General features: G+C 32.5%; 15 protein-coding genes and 1 pseudogene. 8 read left to right on the top strand and 8 right to left on the bottom strand.

Going from position 1 to position 14,703, the window contains the following annotated elements; genetic code table 11:
* Positions 1-23 precede the first annotated feature (23 nt).
* From CKV65_RS05070 to CKV65_RS05050, 5 genes and pseudogenes are all read left to right on the top strand, one after another.
* Entirely contained in the window at positions 24-1,319 is a 1,296-nt protein-coding gene (locus tag CKV65_RS05070; protein ID WP_027890620.1) for a homoserine dehydrogenase, read from the top strand.
* 2 nt (positions 1,320-1,321) lie between these two features.
* Positions 1,322-2,233 carry a homoserine kinase gene (gene thrB, locus CKV65_RS05065; protein WP_027890621.1) on the top strand — a complete coding sequence of 304 codons (912 nt, stop codon included), beginning with the start codon at positions 1,322-1,324 and terminating at the stop codon, positions 2,231-2,233.
* Between the two features lie 74 nt (positions 2,234-2,307).
* Positions 2,308-2,952 carry a tRNA nucleotidyltransferase/poly(A) polymerase family protein gene (locus CKV65_RS05060; protein ID WP_051177649.1) on the top strand — a complete coding sequence of 215 codons (645 nt, stop codon included), beginning with the start codon at positions 2,308-2,310 and terminating at the stop codon, positions 2,950-2,952.
* A 509-nt stretch (positions 2,953-3,461) separates the two neighbouring features.
* A pseudogene (locus CKV65_RS05055) lies at positions 3,462-3,890 on the top strand (RNA-guided endonuclease TnpB family protein); the annotation flags it as partial.
* 114 nt (positions 3,891-4,004) lie between these two features.
* On the top strand, positions 4,005-4,646 hold the full coding sequence (locus CKV65_RS05050; RefSeq protein ID WP_081654857.1) for an HD domain-containing protein: 642 nt from the start codon (positions 4,005-4,007) through the stop codon (positions 4,644-4,646).
* 37 nt (positions 4,647-4,683) lie between these two features.
* Here CKV65_RS05050 and CKV65_RS05045 read toward each other — a convergent pair whose 3' ends face one another.
* The 8 genes from CKV65_RS05045 to CKV65_RS10985 form a co-directional block, all read right to left on the bottom strand.
* Complete coding sequence (locus CKV65_RS05045) at positions 4,684-5,616, bottom strand: M14 family metallopeptidase (RefSeq protein WP_027890294.1); 933 nt, start codon at positions 5,614-5,616, stop codon at positions 4,684-4,686.
* Positions 5,613-6,545 (bottom strand): M14 family metallopeptidase, encoded by a 933-nt coding sequence (locus CKV65_RS05040; RefSeq protein ID WP_027890293.1) that lies wholly within the window; start codon positions 6,543-6,545, stop codon positions 5,613-5,615. The genes CKV65_RS05045 and CKV65_RS05040 overlap by 4 nt, the downstream gene beginning before the upstream one ends.
* A gap of 4 nt (positions 6,546-6,549) precedes the next feature.
* Complete coding sequence (locus CKV65_RS05035) at positions 6,550-7,338, bottom strand: transglutaminase-like domain-containing protein (RefSeq protein WP_051177622.1); 789 nt, start codon at positions 7,336-7,338, stop codon at positions 6,550-6,552.
* A gap of 4 nt (positions 7,339-7,342) precedes the next feature.
* Complete coding sequence (locus CKV65_RS05030) at positions 7,343-8,017, bottom strand: alpha-E domain-containing protein (protein WP_027890292.1); 675 nt, start codon at positions 8,015-8,017, stop codon at positions 7,343-7,345.
* Complete coding sequence (locus CKV65_RS05025) at positions 7,999-9,312, bottom strand: circularly permuted type 2 ATP-grasp protein (protein WP_027890291.1); 1,314 nt, start codon at positions 9,310-9,312, stop codon at positions 7,999-8,001. Before CKV65_RS05025 ends, CKV65_RS05030 begins: the two co-directional genes overlap by 19 nt.
* Before the next feature lie 220 nt (positions 9,313-9,532).
* Complete coding sequence (locus tag CKV65_RS10935) at positions 9,533-9,814, bottom strand: EamA family transporter (protein ID WP_269457073.1); 282 nt, start codon at positions 9,812-9,814, stop codon at positions 9,533-9,535.
* Between the two features lie 3 nt (positions 9,815-9,817).
* Positions 9,818-10,258, bottom strand: a complete 441-nt coding sequence (locus tag CKV65_RS10930; RefSeq protein ID WP_231922721.1) for an EamA family transporter — start codon at positions 10,256-10,258, stop codon at positions 9,818-9,820.
* A gap of 2 nt (positions 10,259-10,260) precedes the next feature.
* Complete coding sequence (locus CKV65_RS10985; RefSeq protein ID WP_269457068.1) at positions 10,261-10,395, bottom strand: hypothetical protein; 135 nt, start codon at positions 10,393-10,395, stop codon at positions 10,261-10,263.
* 250 nt (positions 10,396-10,645) lie between these two features.
* On the opposite strand from CKV65_RS10985, the gene CKV65_RS05015 reads away from it, so the two are divergent.
* From CKV65_RS05015 to CKV65_RS05005, 3 genes are all read left to right on the top strand, one after another.
* Complete coding sequence (locus CKV65_RS05015; protein ID WP_231922720.1) at positions 10,646-11,587, top strand: Ppx/GppA phosphatase family protein; 942 nt, start codon at positions 10,646-10,648, stop codon at positions 11,585-11,587.
* Complete coding sequence (gene ppk1, locus CKV65_RS05010; protein WP_027890289.1) at positions 11,580-13,685, top strand: polyphosphate kinase 1; 2,106 nt, start codon at positions 11,580-11,582, stop codon at positions 13,683-13,685. The genes CKV65_RS05015 and ppk1 overlap by 8 nt, the downstream gene beginning before the upstream one ends.
* A gap of 107 nt (positions 13,686-13,792) precedes the next feature.
* Positions 13,793-14,638 carry an AraC family transcriptional regulator gene (locus tag CKV65_RS05005; RefSeq protein ID WP_027890288.1) on the top strand — a complete coding sequence of 282 codons (846 nt, stop codon included), beginning with the start codon at positions 13,793-13,795 and terminating at the stop codon, positions 14,636-14,638.
* Positions 14,639-14,703 lie beyond the last annotated feature (65 nt).

Here is a 14,703-nt window from a genome sequence, read left to right as displayed (position 1 = left end):
TTAATTGAAGAGAGGAATACAGTATGGTAAAGAAGATAAAATTGGGATTGCTCGGTGGCGGAACAGTTGGCACGGGTGTAATAAAAGTTTTACAGGATAATTATCACGATATAAAAGAAAAAATCGGTTGCGATATTGAAGTATCAAAAGTTTTAGTACGCAATGTAGAAAAACATCGCGCATTATCTGATATGGTAACACTTACTACTAATGCTGATGATATTTTAGAAGATAAAGAAATCGATATTGTTGTAGAACTTTTAGGTGGTATTCATCCAGCACTTGAATATATGCTTAAAGCGATGAATAATGGCAAGCATGTCGTTACTGCTAATAAAGATGTTGTAGCACAATTTGGTAAAGATGTGTTTGATGCAGCAGAAAAAAATGATGTTGATTTCATGTTTGAAGCTAGCGTAGGTGGCGGTATTCCAATTATCACACCGCTTAAACAGAGCTTGACTGCTAATAAAATCACAGATTTAATCGGTATCGTAAATGGTACGACGAATTACATGCTCACTAAAATGGCAGAACAAGGCATGGATTATGCAACAGCACTCCAGAGAGCACAGGCAAAAGGATATGCTGAAGCAGACCCAACTGCTGACGTAGAAGGTTTAGATGCTGCTCGAAAAGTCGCTATTTTATCTTCTATTGCATTTAATACACGTATCAGTCTTGATGATGTAAAAGTGGAAGGTATAACTAAAATCACACCAGAAGACATCAGCTATGCTAAAGAGCTTGGTTTTGCTGTTAAATTATTAGCAGTGGCTAAAAATACTAAAGATGGCATAGATGTCAGAGTTCATCCTACATTTTTACCAAAATCTCATCCATTGGCATCTGTTAGAAATGTGTATAATGCTGTATTCATTCATGGTAATGCCGTTGGTGATACAATGTTTTATGGTAGAGGTGCTGGCGAAAAACCAACAGCTTCAGCCGTTTTAGCGGATATAATTGATGTTGCTCGTGACATGGGCAAAGACCGTTTTGGCAGAATTCGTTGCACATGCTATGAAGAAAAGAAATTATGTCCACCTGATAAAGTTAGATCTGGTTATTATATTCGTTTGCTCGTTGAAGATAAACCAGGTGTACTCGGTGCTATTGCAACAGCGTTTGGCGAAAGTGAAATCAGTTTGCATTCTGTAATTCAAAAACGCAAAGTAGCTGACCGTTCAGAAATTGTAGCGATTACACACGATGTCAATAATAGTCAAATTGAAGATATAAAAGTTCGTTTGAACAATCTCGATGTTGTCAGTGAAATCAGCAATATGATTAGAGTAATAATGCCTCAGGGGGATTGAATATGAGTAGTAGTAAATGTGTAAAAGTTAAAGTACCAGGCACTACTGCTAATTGCGGTCCAGGTTTTGACGTAATGGGTATCGCCTGTAGTATTTATAATGAATTAGAGTTGACTTTATTAGAAGAAAAAAAGTTGACGATAGAGATATACGGCGATGGAGCAGAAAATATACCAAAAGATAATAGAAATATGGTTTGGCGCTGTATTGAAGAATTAGTTAAAAAATCAGGTGCAAAATATAAAGGTGCTCATATAAAAATGACGAATAATGTGCCTTTATCACGTGGTTTAGGTAGTAGTGCTACTGCTATAGTTGCAGGACTTGTAGCAGCAAATGCTTGCCTTGATAATAAATATTCAGTGCAGGAAATATTTGAGATGGCAACAGCAATTGAAGGTCATCCAGATAATGTAGCTCCAGCATTATTTGGCGGTATTACAGTCAGTGCTTTTCTCCATGGAAATTTAAAACATATATCGTTTTTGCCTGATTTCCCATTAAAGATGGTTGTAGCGATACCTGATTTTTATTTGCCAACAAAAAAAGCACGTGCTGTTTTAAAACAACAAATTCCGCTTAAAGATGCTATCTTTAATATTGGTCATATAGCTATGATTATCGGAGCACTTAGTCAAGGTAAAGTAGATGTCTTAAAAGGCGCATTTGAAGATAAATTACATCAACCATATCGTGCTGATTTAATTCCAGGTATGAATGATGTATTTAAAGTTGCTGATGAAAATGGCGCTCTTGGTACGACTATAAGTGGAGCAGGTCCAACACTTATTGCATATACTGTAGAAAATTATGAAGCAATCGGTAAAGCAATGGTAGAAGCTTTTGCGAAACACAAAATTAATGCAAAATATTTAGTGCTTGATATCGATAGTGAAGGTGCTAAAATAGTTTAATAAAGATAAAAAGATATCTCTTAAAATAGGGATATCTTTTTTTGTATCATATAAAATGGAAGTGAGTAAATAAGATGAATGAAGTTGATTTTGCAAATAAAATTGCTTCTTTAGGTGGTAGAGCATATATTGTTGGAGGTTGGATGCGCGATATTTTGCGTGATTATCCACCGAAAGATAAAGACTATATGATTTGTCATTTAAAAGAAGCGACGTTTAAAGAAAATTTTCCCGAGGCAAAAAGAATTGGAAAATCTTTTCCTGTGTATTTATTGAATATTGATGGCAAAAATTGTGAAGTTGCTTTTGCTCGCAAGGAGAAAAAAGCAGGACATGGCTATAAAGGATTTGAAACGACTTGTGATGAAAAAATAACACTTGAAGAAGATTTATATCGCCGTGATACAACGATGAACGCTATAGCGTATGATATATTATCTGAAAAGATATTAGACCCATATAATGGTCTGGAAGATATTAAGAAAAAACAGATAAAAGCTATTTCAAATCATTTTGCTGATGACCCAGTGCGTGCACTTAGAGCGGCTAGACAAGCCAGTGAATTTAATTTTACAGTTACAAAAAACACTTTGGATTTAATGTATAAATGCAAAGATGAATTTTTCTATGAACCGCAAGAGAGAATTTTTGATTATTGTGAGCCGCACACTTGTGATTTTAATCATGAGTTAGGCGAACAAAATAGTCAGCGTATATAGAAACATGTACGTAGAGATAGACTAAGATCTATCCAATACTGTTTGAATTGCTGGAAAGCCCTAAAGATATCTGAACTACAACGTAAACATGAAATAAAGTTAAACGTGAATGTGGCGAAAGCAGAAAAAATCAGATATATAGCATAAGGTTAAATCCTAAGTGTTGAAAAATGGACAATCAGCAGCGAAGCTCCGAATAGGAGAACGTTCAACGACTATTCCTCTTGAGGGAAGTACTCAGTAAGCTATTGACTGAGGAAGTGGACAGACTCTAACAGGTAAAGCTGAGGGATAAGATATAGTCTGTGCCGTTACGAAAGTAACGGAAGTTCATAAGAGAACTGTATAGAAAGTAGCGTTTCTATATGAACGAGACCTCATAATACGACTAAAGAAGAACCTACAGTTCTTGTATATGTTATTTAAAATAGGCAGTTAATATATAAACACTTGCTATATTGCTATACATATGTCATGATTATATTAGATGATAGTATGGAAGTAATTCAAATTGGGAAAAGGCTAGAGTAAAAGTAGCTAAATTGCATGATAGAATTGCCAATCAAAGACGCAATTTACTACATCAAGTGACATGTCAACTTATCAGAAATTACGATGTAATCTGTCTTGAAGATTTGCAAGTTGAAAACATGATGAAAAATCATAAATTAGCAAGAAATATAGCTGATGTCACTTGGTCAGAGTTTATGAGACAACTAAAATATAAAGCCAAATGGTTTGGCAGGGTTATTGTCAAAATAGATAAATTTTATCCTTCAAGCCAATTATGTCATATTTGTGGGTATAAAAATATTGAAGTAAAAGATTTAAATGTTAGAGAGTGGAACTGTCCTGAATGTAAAACACATCACGATAGAGATGTAAATGCAGCTATAAATATTAGAGATGAAGGGTTAAGAATATTAAACATAGCTTAATCTTGAATAACATATACAAGAACCGTAGGAACTATGGGGATAGCTCGGAGATACTGTATTCGTTAGAATACTTGACCGAGAACCCCGCGACTTTAGTCGTGGGAGGTTCAGGAACTGAAAAAAGCATTGTCTACTGAATATCCGTCAAAATTTTTCCGCGTGTTAGAGCAGGCAAATTTGCTAGAAGTACTTTTTCCTGAAATTCATGCATTAATTGGTAAGACTCAGCCGGAATATTTTCATCCTGAAGGCGATGCTTTTGAACATACGATGGAAATTGTCGATTTAATAGCGGGCATGACGAGTGATTTAGCAGTGCGTTTTGCAGGTTTAGTGCACGATATAGGCAAAGGAGCTACGCCGCTAGAGATGTTGCCACATCATTATGGTCATGAAAGAATAGGAGAAAATATCTTGCTTAAATGGAATGAGCGAATGACTTTGCCTAAAAAATGGTTGCAGGGTGGTTTGTTCGTGATTAAAGAGCATATGCGTGCGGGAAGATTAAAAAAAATATCTAAAATTGTCGATTTATTATTAGATGTAGAAAAAAATCCTTTAGGTTTTGAAGGTTTTAACTGTGTAATTTTAGCAGATAGTAAGGGATTGCCTTATTATTTAGCTGATTATAAATCGTATTTAAAAAAATTGCATGATGTATCCATAAAGGATTGCCCTAAAGATATCAAAGGTAAAAAGATTGGCGATTGGATTAGACAACAGCGCATAAAAGTATTTTCGCAAGAAGCAGAATAAGAGAAAAAGCTGTAGCAAATTTTGCTACAGCCTTTTTTTATATATTATTTATTTTTAATTTGACGACAGATGTATGAGCATAAACGATATCTTTAGCATGAACAAAAAATACTGTTCCATTGCATGGTGCAGTTAATTCTTCAATGACGGTGTGTTCATATGGGTCGTAAATTTTAGCGAGAATTTCACCTTTATGAACTTCTTCATTTACTTTAACTAAGCGTTCCATAAAGCCTGCTGTCTTGGATTTTATAGAGAGCATGCGGTCTTCTTCGATTACTTCACTATGGAAACCACCTGGTATAGGCAGTGTTGTTATTTCTTTTTCATGAAGGAAGCGCAATACACTGCGACATGCTTCTTTGGCACTAGGTTTATCGATAAAATCACAAGCTTTTGTATAAAGAGAATAAGCTTTGCAATTCCATATTTGCCAATTGTAATTGAGCGTAGTCGTATCATATGGACGAGGCGCTCTGACTATGACATATGGCAAACCGAATAATTTACTGTTTTCAATATCTTCAAGACCTGTTTTCATCATGCGAATATGTGTAGAAAATTGTCCTGGAATATAAAAACTAGTGAATTGAATGCCGTAAGGGAAATTTTTTACTGCATCAAAAATGCTTTCAGCAATGCGTTGAGTTGTTTCGCCTGCATAGTAACCAGGGAACATGCGATTTATATCAGTATCATCTTGTGGCCAAAATCGTTTTGCTTGGTTCATAGAATAAGTATTTACACAAGGAATGACAACGATTTTTTTACCTTTAGTGATGTAGTTGTTTTCTTCGTAGGATTTTAAGCGTTCGATAAGTAAGGAGCAGATATACATTTGCTGGACTTCATTACCTCTCAATGCTCCGACTATACAGACGCTATCTTCACCTTCACCAAATTCATAGGCGTAAACGCGTAGGCTATCTCTATAAAGGGATTTTAATTCATAAATTAATTTTTTCTTCATAATGTACACTCCAATAAACGACCGAGTAAATTGCCTTCATTGACAATTGGATATTCGCGTAAAGTAAATAATAATCCATCACATGGAGATATTATTTCGCTTTTTATGACGCCACCTAATGGACTTACAATATGACCGATTAAATCGCCTTTACGCACGAGATTTTCATGATGAACAGTTGGTATAAACAGACCGGAGCAAGGTGCATTGAGAAAATGTACTTGTCCATCTGTACTTATAATAGGTTTTTTTATGGATAATTTCTGTACTTTCATCATGCCAAGGTGCATCATAGCGTTTAAAATGCCATCGCAAAGTCTATCGCCATAAGAAGGTGTTAAACGCATACCAACGCCCATTTCTACGACTAAAGTAGGCGTCCATCGTTCGTTTAATGAGTAGGCAAAAGTGCTTTCTAATACAGTGGAAGCGGAATGAATCCAAATATAATCCATATTCAGCCATTTTGCCATTGGCAATAATTTTTCTTTTTGCTGTTCATTAATACGGATTTGAGGAATTTCTCGTAGATAAATATTGCTGGCATGAATATCTATGACTAAATCAGCGCCTTGTATATCATCAATGATACAACTGGATACGTATTCAACCATAGAGCCTTCTGCATCACCAGGGAAAATGCGGTTCATATCTAGGTCAAACATTGGGACTTTGCGAGTGATAGAATCGACTCCTAATGGGTTTAAGCAAGGATAAATATCTACAATGCCATTCCATTTACCTTTTAATTCTTTCAACTTTTCTTGTAAGCGATAACAAACATACTGTCCTTCTAGTTCGTCGCCGTGTATACCGCTGACGATGCAAAGGCGAGTGGGAGTATCTTGATTTTCGCCTATAAGACGTTGTTTTTTTATCATGTAATGTTCATCTATCGGTAAAGGAATACTACTTACCGTGATTTCCATAAAATTATACCTCCTCAACTTTTAATATGATGTTTTGGGATTGTTTGACAGCTACAGGACTGAAAAAAATTCCTTTGTTTACTAGACAATCTTTATAATCGCGACCGCGAGAGAAAACAATATAGGCATCATTTACGAGAAGATTATTCGTAGGGTCAAGTCCATACCAACGCTTATTAACGAAAACTTCTACCCAAGCATGGGTGAATTTTTCATTTAACATTACACCAGCTACATATCGAGATGGAATTTTCATCTTACGAGTAATTGCCAGCATAATTTGAGCATAATCTTGACATACCCCTTTTTTTAAAGAAAAAGCTTCATCTGCTGTCGTTTTTATATTTGTTATCTCGGGAACATAAGACATTGTATTATGTACCATTTGCATGATACATAGACATTTGTCATAATCATTAGAGATATTTTCTGTTTTAATAAGACAGCTTTGATAAAAAGGTAGTAGATTTTCACCTATAGTTGTTTGTGATGTAGGTAAACAAAATACATCTTTTAAATGATTGTCAAAATCGTATTTCTGCCAATTTACTAATGCTTTTGCTGTTACATGTAAATTGAGTTCGGTAGATTCTTGTTCTTTATAACCATACCAAAATCGATTGCCAAAACTATCTTTGCTAAACGAGAAATAATCTGCATCTAAACTAATGCGCACATCACTTATGATTTGACGCGGTTCAGTTTTGGGCAAACATCTTAATGAAAAAAAATGATGATTTATTTTATTATCAAAAGAAATTTTCAAATGATAATCCATATACATATTTTTCATGGTATTAAATTAAACTTTCTGTTAATGATATTGCTTTATTGTAATCTAAATTATCTTGATTTGTATTTGGATTTTTTAACATGGATTGTAGCTCGATAAAAGCTTCTTTATTATAAGGAATATGAGAGTAGTCCAAGCGATGTTCTAGCATATCGCAAGCTTTTACAAGTTCATGCATATCTTTATGAAGATAAAGATACATATCTAATCGTTCAAGTCGTCTACCTAGTTTTATGATATTGCGTATTTCATAATTTTCTATTTCATCGTCGAGTGATGCCCAAAATGCGAGAATATGGTCTAAGATATTCTGTAAATCAATTATGCAGGAGTCAAAATCTTTTAGAGAAGTTAAATCGTTTACAGCAAGTTCTAAATAAGACATTGTCTGTGTGCCAATTTCATTGCGCAAAATAACACAATTATCATAAGCACGATATAAATTAGAAATGATGGAATTTGGGTCATTTGTATCTTTTATATATCGTTTTACAAAATCTTCTGTATCGCTATAGATATTAGGAATTTTGAAATCATTACAGTATTTGATGTAGAAATTAGGATGTTCTAACATCTTGTCGTAACTAATAAAAAATTCTTTAATAGTGCTGTAAACGCGTTCGCTATAACGTCCTAGCCATATTAAATTATCAACCTTGTTTAACGCGATAATATCCATGTGTCTTTAAAACCTCCACCTTGTGATGAATTAACAATAAAACTATTTGGATTGCGAGAAAAACGTGTTAAACCACTTTTCCATACTCTAGTGGTTTCACCACTTAAAACAAAAGCACGTAAATCTGCTTTACGTTCAATGAGCTGTTCACCATCTAAAATTTCTAGACCTTTAAAATCAATGACTTCTTGAGCAATGAAACGACGAGGTTCTTGTTTTAATTTATTGATAAAAGCTGTCTTTTCTTCTGGTGAGAGTGTATTAGCAAAAAATACACCATATCCTCCAGCTTCGGCAACATCTTTGATTACAAGTTTGTCGAAATTATTTAAGACATATTTGAGGTCATCTTCATAATATGGCAAATAAGTAGGAGCATTTTTCAAAATAGGTTCTTCATTTAAGTAATATTTAATCATTTTTGGTACAAAGTAATAAATGCCTTTGTCATCAGCAACTCCATTTCCAGGTGCATTGATGATGGCAACATTGCCTTTTTTGTAGATTTCCATGAGATGTGGTATGCCGATTAAGGAATCTTCACGGAATGTCATTGGGTCTAAGTAATCGTCAGAAATACGGCGATAAAGTGCGCCAATTTTCTTTAAAGAACCAGTGTAATTTTTAAAATATAAATAATCATCTTTTACGATGACATCATCAGTGCTGACAAGTGCAGCACCTGTTTTTTCTGCTAAATAAGCATGTTCAAAATAAGCTGCGTTCATTCTACCAGGTGTAAATACAGCATTGATACCGCCAGTATTTACATAATCCATAACTTCTTTGAGCATATTAGCGTAGTTTCTATTATCTGCTACTTCATTGTGCACATAAGTCATAGGGCTGGCACGGCGGCATATAGAACGAGCAATCATAGGATAAGATGCACCGCTTGGCACACGTAAATTGTCTTCTAATACATACCATGTTCCATTTTTAGCTTGTACTAAATCAATACCAGAAATATGAGAATGAATATTTTTAGGCGGCACAATACCTTCACATTCTACTGAGTAACCACTAGAAGAATAAACAAATTCTGGTGGAATGACATTGTCTTTGATGATGTTTTTTTCGCCGTATATATCACTTAAAAAAGCATTTAAAGCATCGACACGTTGGATTAATCCCATGCTTAAATATTCAAATTCCTCTTTAGTGATTATGCGAGGCAAGCAATCAAATGGAAAAAGTTGTTCATGAAATTCGTGGTTTTTATAGATACCGAATTTCACGCCGTAGCGCTTTAATAAATCGTTGACTTTCTCTGTATATCGGATAAGCTCTACCATAAATATCCCTTCTTACTTTATAAAATAAAAAACGTCCTATTCGAATGAATAGGACGTCTTTGTCGTCTATTAGTGTAATATATTTTTAGAAAATTGTCAACGATAAATTTACAAAAACGATGTATTGTTCCATTGATAAGAGATAAAATATATATAATATCGTATTGTGATTGTATAGTTGTATATCTCTAATGAGGCGAATTATACGATGAAATGATTTTTAATGTTGTTGTATCATTAAAAAAGTACCAAATACAATTAGGAAAAGACCTATACTTGCTTTTAGAGATAATCTTTCTTTAAATACAAAGTAAGAGAAAAAAATACTAACTAATATGCTTAATTTATCGATAGGTACAATGACGCTAGCGGGGCCAATTTGTAATGCCTTATAGAAACAAAGCCATGCGGCACCTGTAGTTACACCAGAAAGACATATAAACAATAATTCTTTTGGCATAATTTTTGAAAGCATTTTTTGTTTATGGGTAAAAAAGACAATAAATCAAGCCATAAATAGTACGATTGCAGTGCGAATTGCTGTGCCTAAATTAGCTTCTACATCGCTTATGCCGATTTTACCTAAGATAGAAGTTAAACTGGCAAAAATAGCAGATAATATAGCATAAATTAACCAAGCTTTATTTGTAGAAGCTCTTGAACTTGCGGTTTTTTGAATCATTAAAAAAGTACCAAGCGTTATTAAAATGATACCGATACCACTTAAATAAGAAAAATATTCATCAAAGATAATTAAGGCAAGTATCATGGTCAAAACGATGCTTGATTTATCAATTGGAACTACTTTATTGACATCACCTAGTTGCAGAGCTTTAAAATAACAAAGCCATGAAGCACCTGTAGCAATGCCTGAAAGAATTAAAAATATCCATGTTTTAATGGATAAAGTAAATATCATTGCTTGAGAATTTACTAAACAAACCATAATTAAAGAAAATACAATACGATGATTGTTCGGATAGCAGTAGCTATGGTTGAATCTGTTTTTTGAATACCGCATTTTGCTAAAATTGTCGTAAGACCAGAAAAAATGGCGGAACCAAAGGCAAATAAAATCCACATTGTAACACGTCCTTAAAGAAAGTATTTATATTATAAAAATAAAAAAGACTTTATTTTAAAGGATAGAGTGCTTAAATTAAAAATTGCTTAAAAACTATTCTATAACTTGTATTTTTATTGTTCAACTGATAAGATATATATAATATGAATGATAAGTTAAATGGTGATTTATAGAAAATTTTTGCATATATTTTACATAAATTTAATATTAGTATAAAAAACATATATTACAATATAATAGGGAGTGGTTATGATGTATGCAGTTGTAGATATTGGTTCAAATACAATGCGCTTAGTTATTTATAAAGTAGAAGGTGGTAGACCACGTGCACTTTTAAATAAAAAAGAAATGGCAGAACTGGCATCTTTTATTAAAGATGGAATGATGGTAGCTGAAGGCATAAATCGTGCTTGTTATATTTTAGATAGTTTTAATTTATTGGCACGAGAATTGGGCGTTACAGATATGCATGTTTTTGCTACTGCATCACTTAGAAATATTTCTAACAGTCAAGCTGCTGTTACAGAAATTGAAGACCGTACAGGTCTTTCTATTTCGCTTTTAAGCGGGGCACAAGAAGCAGAATATGACTTTGTAGGAGCTGCTAGAACAGTTGATTTACAAACTGGTCTTTTGGTCGATATCGGTGGTGGTAGTACAGAACTTGTTTTCTATAAAGATATGGAAATACAACATGCTGTAAGTTTACCAATCGGTTCACTTAGCATGTATACTAAATTTGTAAGTCGTTTATTTCCTACAAAAAAAGAACGTAAAGCAATTGAAAATTGCGTAGAAGATATGCTCGATAGATATGAAGTTAGCAATCTTGGAGATTGCCCGTCAGTTTGTGGGGTTGGCGGTACAATTCGTGCTGTAGATAAATTAAACAGTTATTTTTATAATTTAAGTGCAAATAATCGTTTCGTAACATCAGAAAATTTACGTGCAATGGTTAAGCGATTAGAAAATCGTGAAGATAAGAAATTTATCCCACTTGATACCTTGGAAACACTTTTAAAAGTAGTTCCAGAACGTGTACGCACTATTATGCCAGGTATGATAGTTTTAAACACCATTGTAAAACATTTTAAAGTACAAAATATTTATGTAAGTCGTGCTGGTGTGCGTGAAGGATTTTTGTATAGACAAATTTTAAGTAAAAAAGAGGAAGAAAAAGTTAATGGATAATAAAATTGATACCACATATACACAAAATAGAGAGCTTTCATGGCTTCGTTTTAATGAACGTGTTTTGGAAGAAGCTATTGATGAAAATGTGCCATTATATGAAAAATTAAAATTTGTTGCTATTTATGCTAGTAATTTAGATGAATTTTATCGTGTACGTGTAGGCAGTCTTTGGGATTTAGCTTCAATAGAAACACATGAATTTGATAATAAAAGTTTCATGACACCAAAGCAACAACTTGCTAAAATTTTTGAAACAACAAAAAAACTCAATCAAAAAGCAGATAAAATATTTGCTGATGTAGAAAAAAATTTGAAAAAAGCAGGTATTGAACGTAAAAAAGTTAATTCATTGACTACTAAGGATAAAGCTTACGTAAAAGATTATTTTGATAATTTTGTACGACCATTTCTTTCTCCTCAAATTATCAATGTTAGACATCCTTTTCCTCATTTAATCAATAAAGCTTTATATGTGGGAATTGTTTTAACTCGTAAAAAACGTAAAGTATTTGGTATAATTCCAGTACCAGCTAATTTACCAAAAATAATTTATTTGCCTAATAAAACAAAATTGCGCTATGTTATGATGGAAGATATCATCGCTTCATACGCTAATAAAATATTTGATGGTTATGAAGTAGAAAAAAGTTTAATTCTTTCTGTAACAAGAAGTGCAGATATAAGTCTTGATGATGAACGTTTAGATTTAGGCGAAGATTTTTTGGAACATGCTAGAGAAGTTTTACTTAAAAGACAACGCTTAGCACCAGTTCGCTTAGAAGTTGAAGGCGAATTTGATTCTTCTATGATTAAATATGTGACAAATCAGTTTAAAATCACAGAAAAACAAATTTTTACTTATAAATCTCCAATTAATAAATCATATATCTTTAGCTTAGGTAGTAAATTTACTGATGAACAAAAGAATATGCTCATGTATCCGCCATTTAGTCCATCTACAATTTGCTGTGTACCAGAAAATGCTAATATCATGGATTATGTAAGTCAAAATGATGTGATGTTGCAATATCCATATCAAAGCTTTGATATTTTCCTTAAATTCATTAAAGAAGCTGTGACAAATGATAAAGTATTTGCTATTAAAATCACTTTGTATCGTGTAGGTAGCCATAAAGCACAGCTCATGAATTATTTAGCTATGGCAGCTAAAATGGGCAAAGATGTCACAGTTTTAATGGAACTTCGTGCTAGATTTGATGAAGAAAACAATATCAACTGGGCAGAATTTTTACAAGATGCTGGCTGTAAAGTCATCTATGGTATGGAAGGATATAAAGTACATTCTAAGATTTGCTTGATTATGAAGCAAGAAAACGATGGTATAAAATACTTTACACAGATAGGTACAGGCAATTATAATGCATCGACTTCTTCTTTATATACCGATATTTCTTTGATTACAAGCAATGAAGGCATTGGTAAAGATGCTGTGGAATTTTTCCAGAATATGGGTATTGATAATTTATATGGTGAAGAGTATAAACATTTACTTGTTGCACCAGTATCACTTAAACCAACATTGTTGAAATTAATTCAAGGTGAAATTGAAAAAGCACAAAATGGTCAAGAAACATCTATTTTCTTAAAGATGAATTCACTCACTGACCGTCAACTTATCGATGCACTTAAAGATGCTTCACAAGCTGGCGTAAAAATAAAAATGATAATTCGCGGTATTTGCTGTATTTTACCAGGCATAAAAGGAAAGACGGAAAATATTGAAGTAATCAGCGTTGTAGGCAGATTTTTGGAACATTCTCGTGTATATTGCTTTGGTACAGGTGATGAGATGAAGATGTATATTTCTTCTGCTGATTGGATGACACGAAATACTGAAAATCGCGTAGAAATTGCAGCACCTATTTATGACCGTAAAATAAAAGAAAGTATTTATGATACATTATGTATAATGTGGAAAGATAATCTTAAAGCGAGAATATTGCAATCTAATGGCACATATAAAAAACCAGAAATAAAAGAAGGCGATGAGCTTTTAGATTGTCAAAATTATTTACGTCATGAATATAAAGTGGGTAGAAGAATTACCTTGCATAGAGAAATAAATAAAGAATAATTCATATGATATAAAAGGAAGCATAAAAAATGCTTCCTTTTTCTTTATGTTTATGGTTATAATACTAAAATAAAATATTTTGTATTTGAAAAGAAGTGAATTGAGAAATGGAAAAAATAAATTATGAACAGATAAGAACATCAGTTGTTATTAAAGTTCGTTTTTGTACATTAACAAATAAAGGACGATATGTTCCTAATCATTGGCATAGAGCTATTGAATTAGTGTATTTATTAGAAGGCGAATTGTTAGTATCAGTAGAAAATAATTCACGTATTTTACATCCTGGAGAATGTATGTTAATCAATGCTAATGTAATACATTCAAATAAAGCAATAAGTTTTAATAAATATATTTTGTTGCAAATTCCTTTAGATTTTATTGAAAATTTCATATCGAATATACAACAAGTGAAATTTATTGTCAATGATGGTCAAGAAAATGAGTTAAAACAACAAAAGATAAATAAAATTAAAGCTTTTTTGCGAAAAATGAAGGAATTAGATGACAAGTATGAAGAAAACTTTTTATTATATTTTAATTGTTTATTATTTGAATTATTATGTCTTATACAACGTGACTTTAGTGAGAAAGTATATCAAATAAATGTAAGTCAAAAACAGCAGGATTTAGTCAAATTAAATGAAGTTTTAGATTATGTAGCTAAAAATTATATACGAGCTATACCACTTGACGAAATTGCTCAAGTAGCAGGTTTTCAGGTGAAATATTTTTGTCGTTTTTTTAAAAAACATATGGGAATAACTTTTTTAGAATATCAAAATGAAGTGCGTTTATCATATATTTACAGTGATTTATTAAATACAGATGAATTAATATCACATATTTTAGAAAAATATGGATTTAATAATTATAAATTATTCATGCGTATGTTTAAAATGCGTTTTGGTAATACGCCGTTGAAAATTCGAAAACAACAAAAAATGAAATAAAAAAGCTTCAATACAATTTCGTATTGAAGCTTTTGCTTAAACTGAAAAATTATTTAGATTGAAAA

It is taken from the genome of Megamonas hypermegale (assembly GCF_900187035.1).
Taxonomy (GTDB): domain Bacteria; phylum Bacillota; class Negativicutes; order Selenomonadales; family Selenomonadaceae; genus Megamonas; species Megamonas hypermegale.
Note: the sequence above shows the minus strand (reverse complement) of the source record. Positions and strands in the feature narration are given on the sequence as shown.

Coding starts and splice junctions, on each gene's coding strand:
- CKV65_RS10985 (WP_269457068.1), bottom strand. CDS start 10,395: ATGTGGATTTTATTTGCCTTTGGTTCCGCCATTTTTTCTGGTCTTACG.
- CKV65_RS05025 (WP_027890291.1), bottom strand. CDS start 9,312: ATGGTAGAGCTTATCCGATATACAGAGAAAGTCAACGATTTATTAAAG.
- ppk1 (WP_027890289.1), top strand. CDS start 11,580: ATGGATAATAAAATTGATACCACATATACACAAAATAGAGAGCTTTCA.
- CKV65_RS10930 (WP_231922721.1), bottom strand. CDS start 10,258: ATGGTTTGTTTAGTAAATTCTCAAGCAATGATATTTACTTTATCCATT.
- CKV65_RS05040 (WP_027890293.1), bottom strand. CDS start 6,545: ATGGAAATCACGGTAAGTAGTATTCCTTTACCGATAGATGAACATTAC.
- CKV65_RS05030 (WP_027890292.1), bottom strand. CDS start 8,017: ATGGATATTATCGCGTTAAACAAGGTTGATAATTTAATATGGCTAGGA.
- thrB (WP_027890621.1), top strand. CDS start 1,322: ATGAGTAGTAGTAAATGTGTAAAAGTTAAAGTACCAGGCACTACTGCT.
- CKV65_RS05045 (WP_027890294.1), bottom strand. CDS start 5,616: ATGAAGAAAAAATTAATTTATGAATTAAAATCCCTTTATAGAGATAGC.
- CKV65_RS05060 (WP_051177649.1), top strand. CDS start 2,308: ATGAATGAAGTTGATTTTGCAAATAAAATTGCTTCTTTAGGTGGTAGA.
- CKV65_RS05015 (WP_231922720.1), top strand. CDS start 10,646: ATGATGTATGCAGTTGTAGATATTGGTTCAAATACAATGCGCTTAGTT.
- CKV65_RS05070 (WP_027890620.1), top strand. CDS start 24: ATGGTAAAGAAGATAAAATTGGGATTGCTCGGTGGCGGAACAGTTGGC.
- CKV65_RS05005 (WP_027890288.1), top strand. CDS start 13,793: ATGGAAAAAATAAATTATGAACAGATAAGAACATCAGTTGTTATTAAA.
- CKV65_RS05035 (WP_051177622.1), bottom strand. CDS start 7,338: ATGAAAAATATGTATATGGATTATCATTTGAAAATTTCTTTTGATAAT.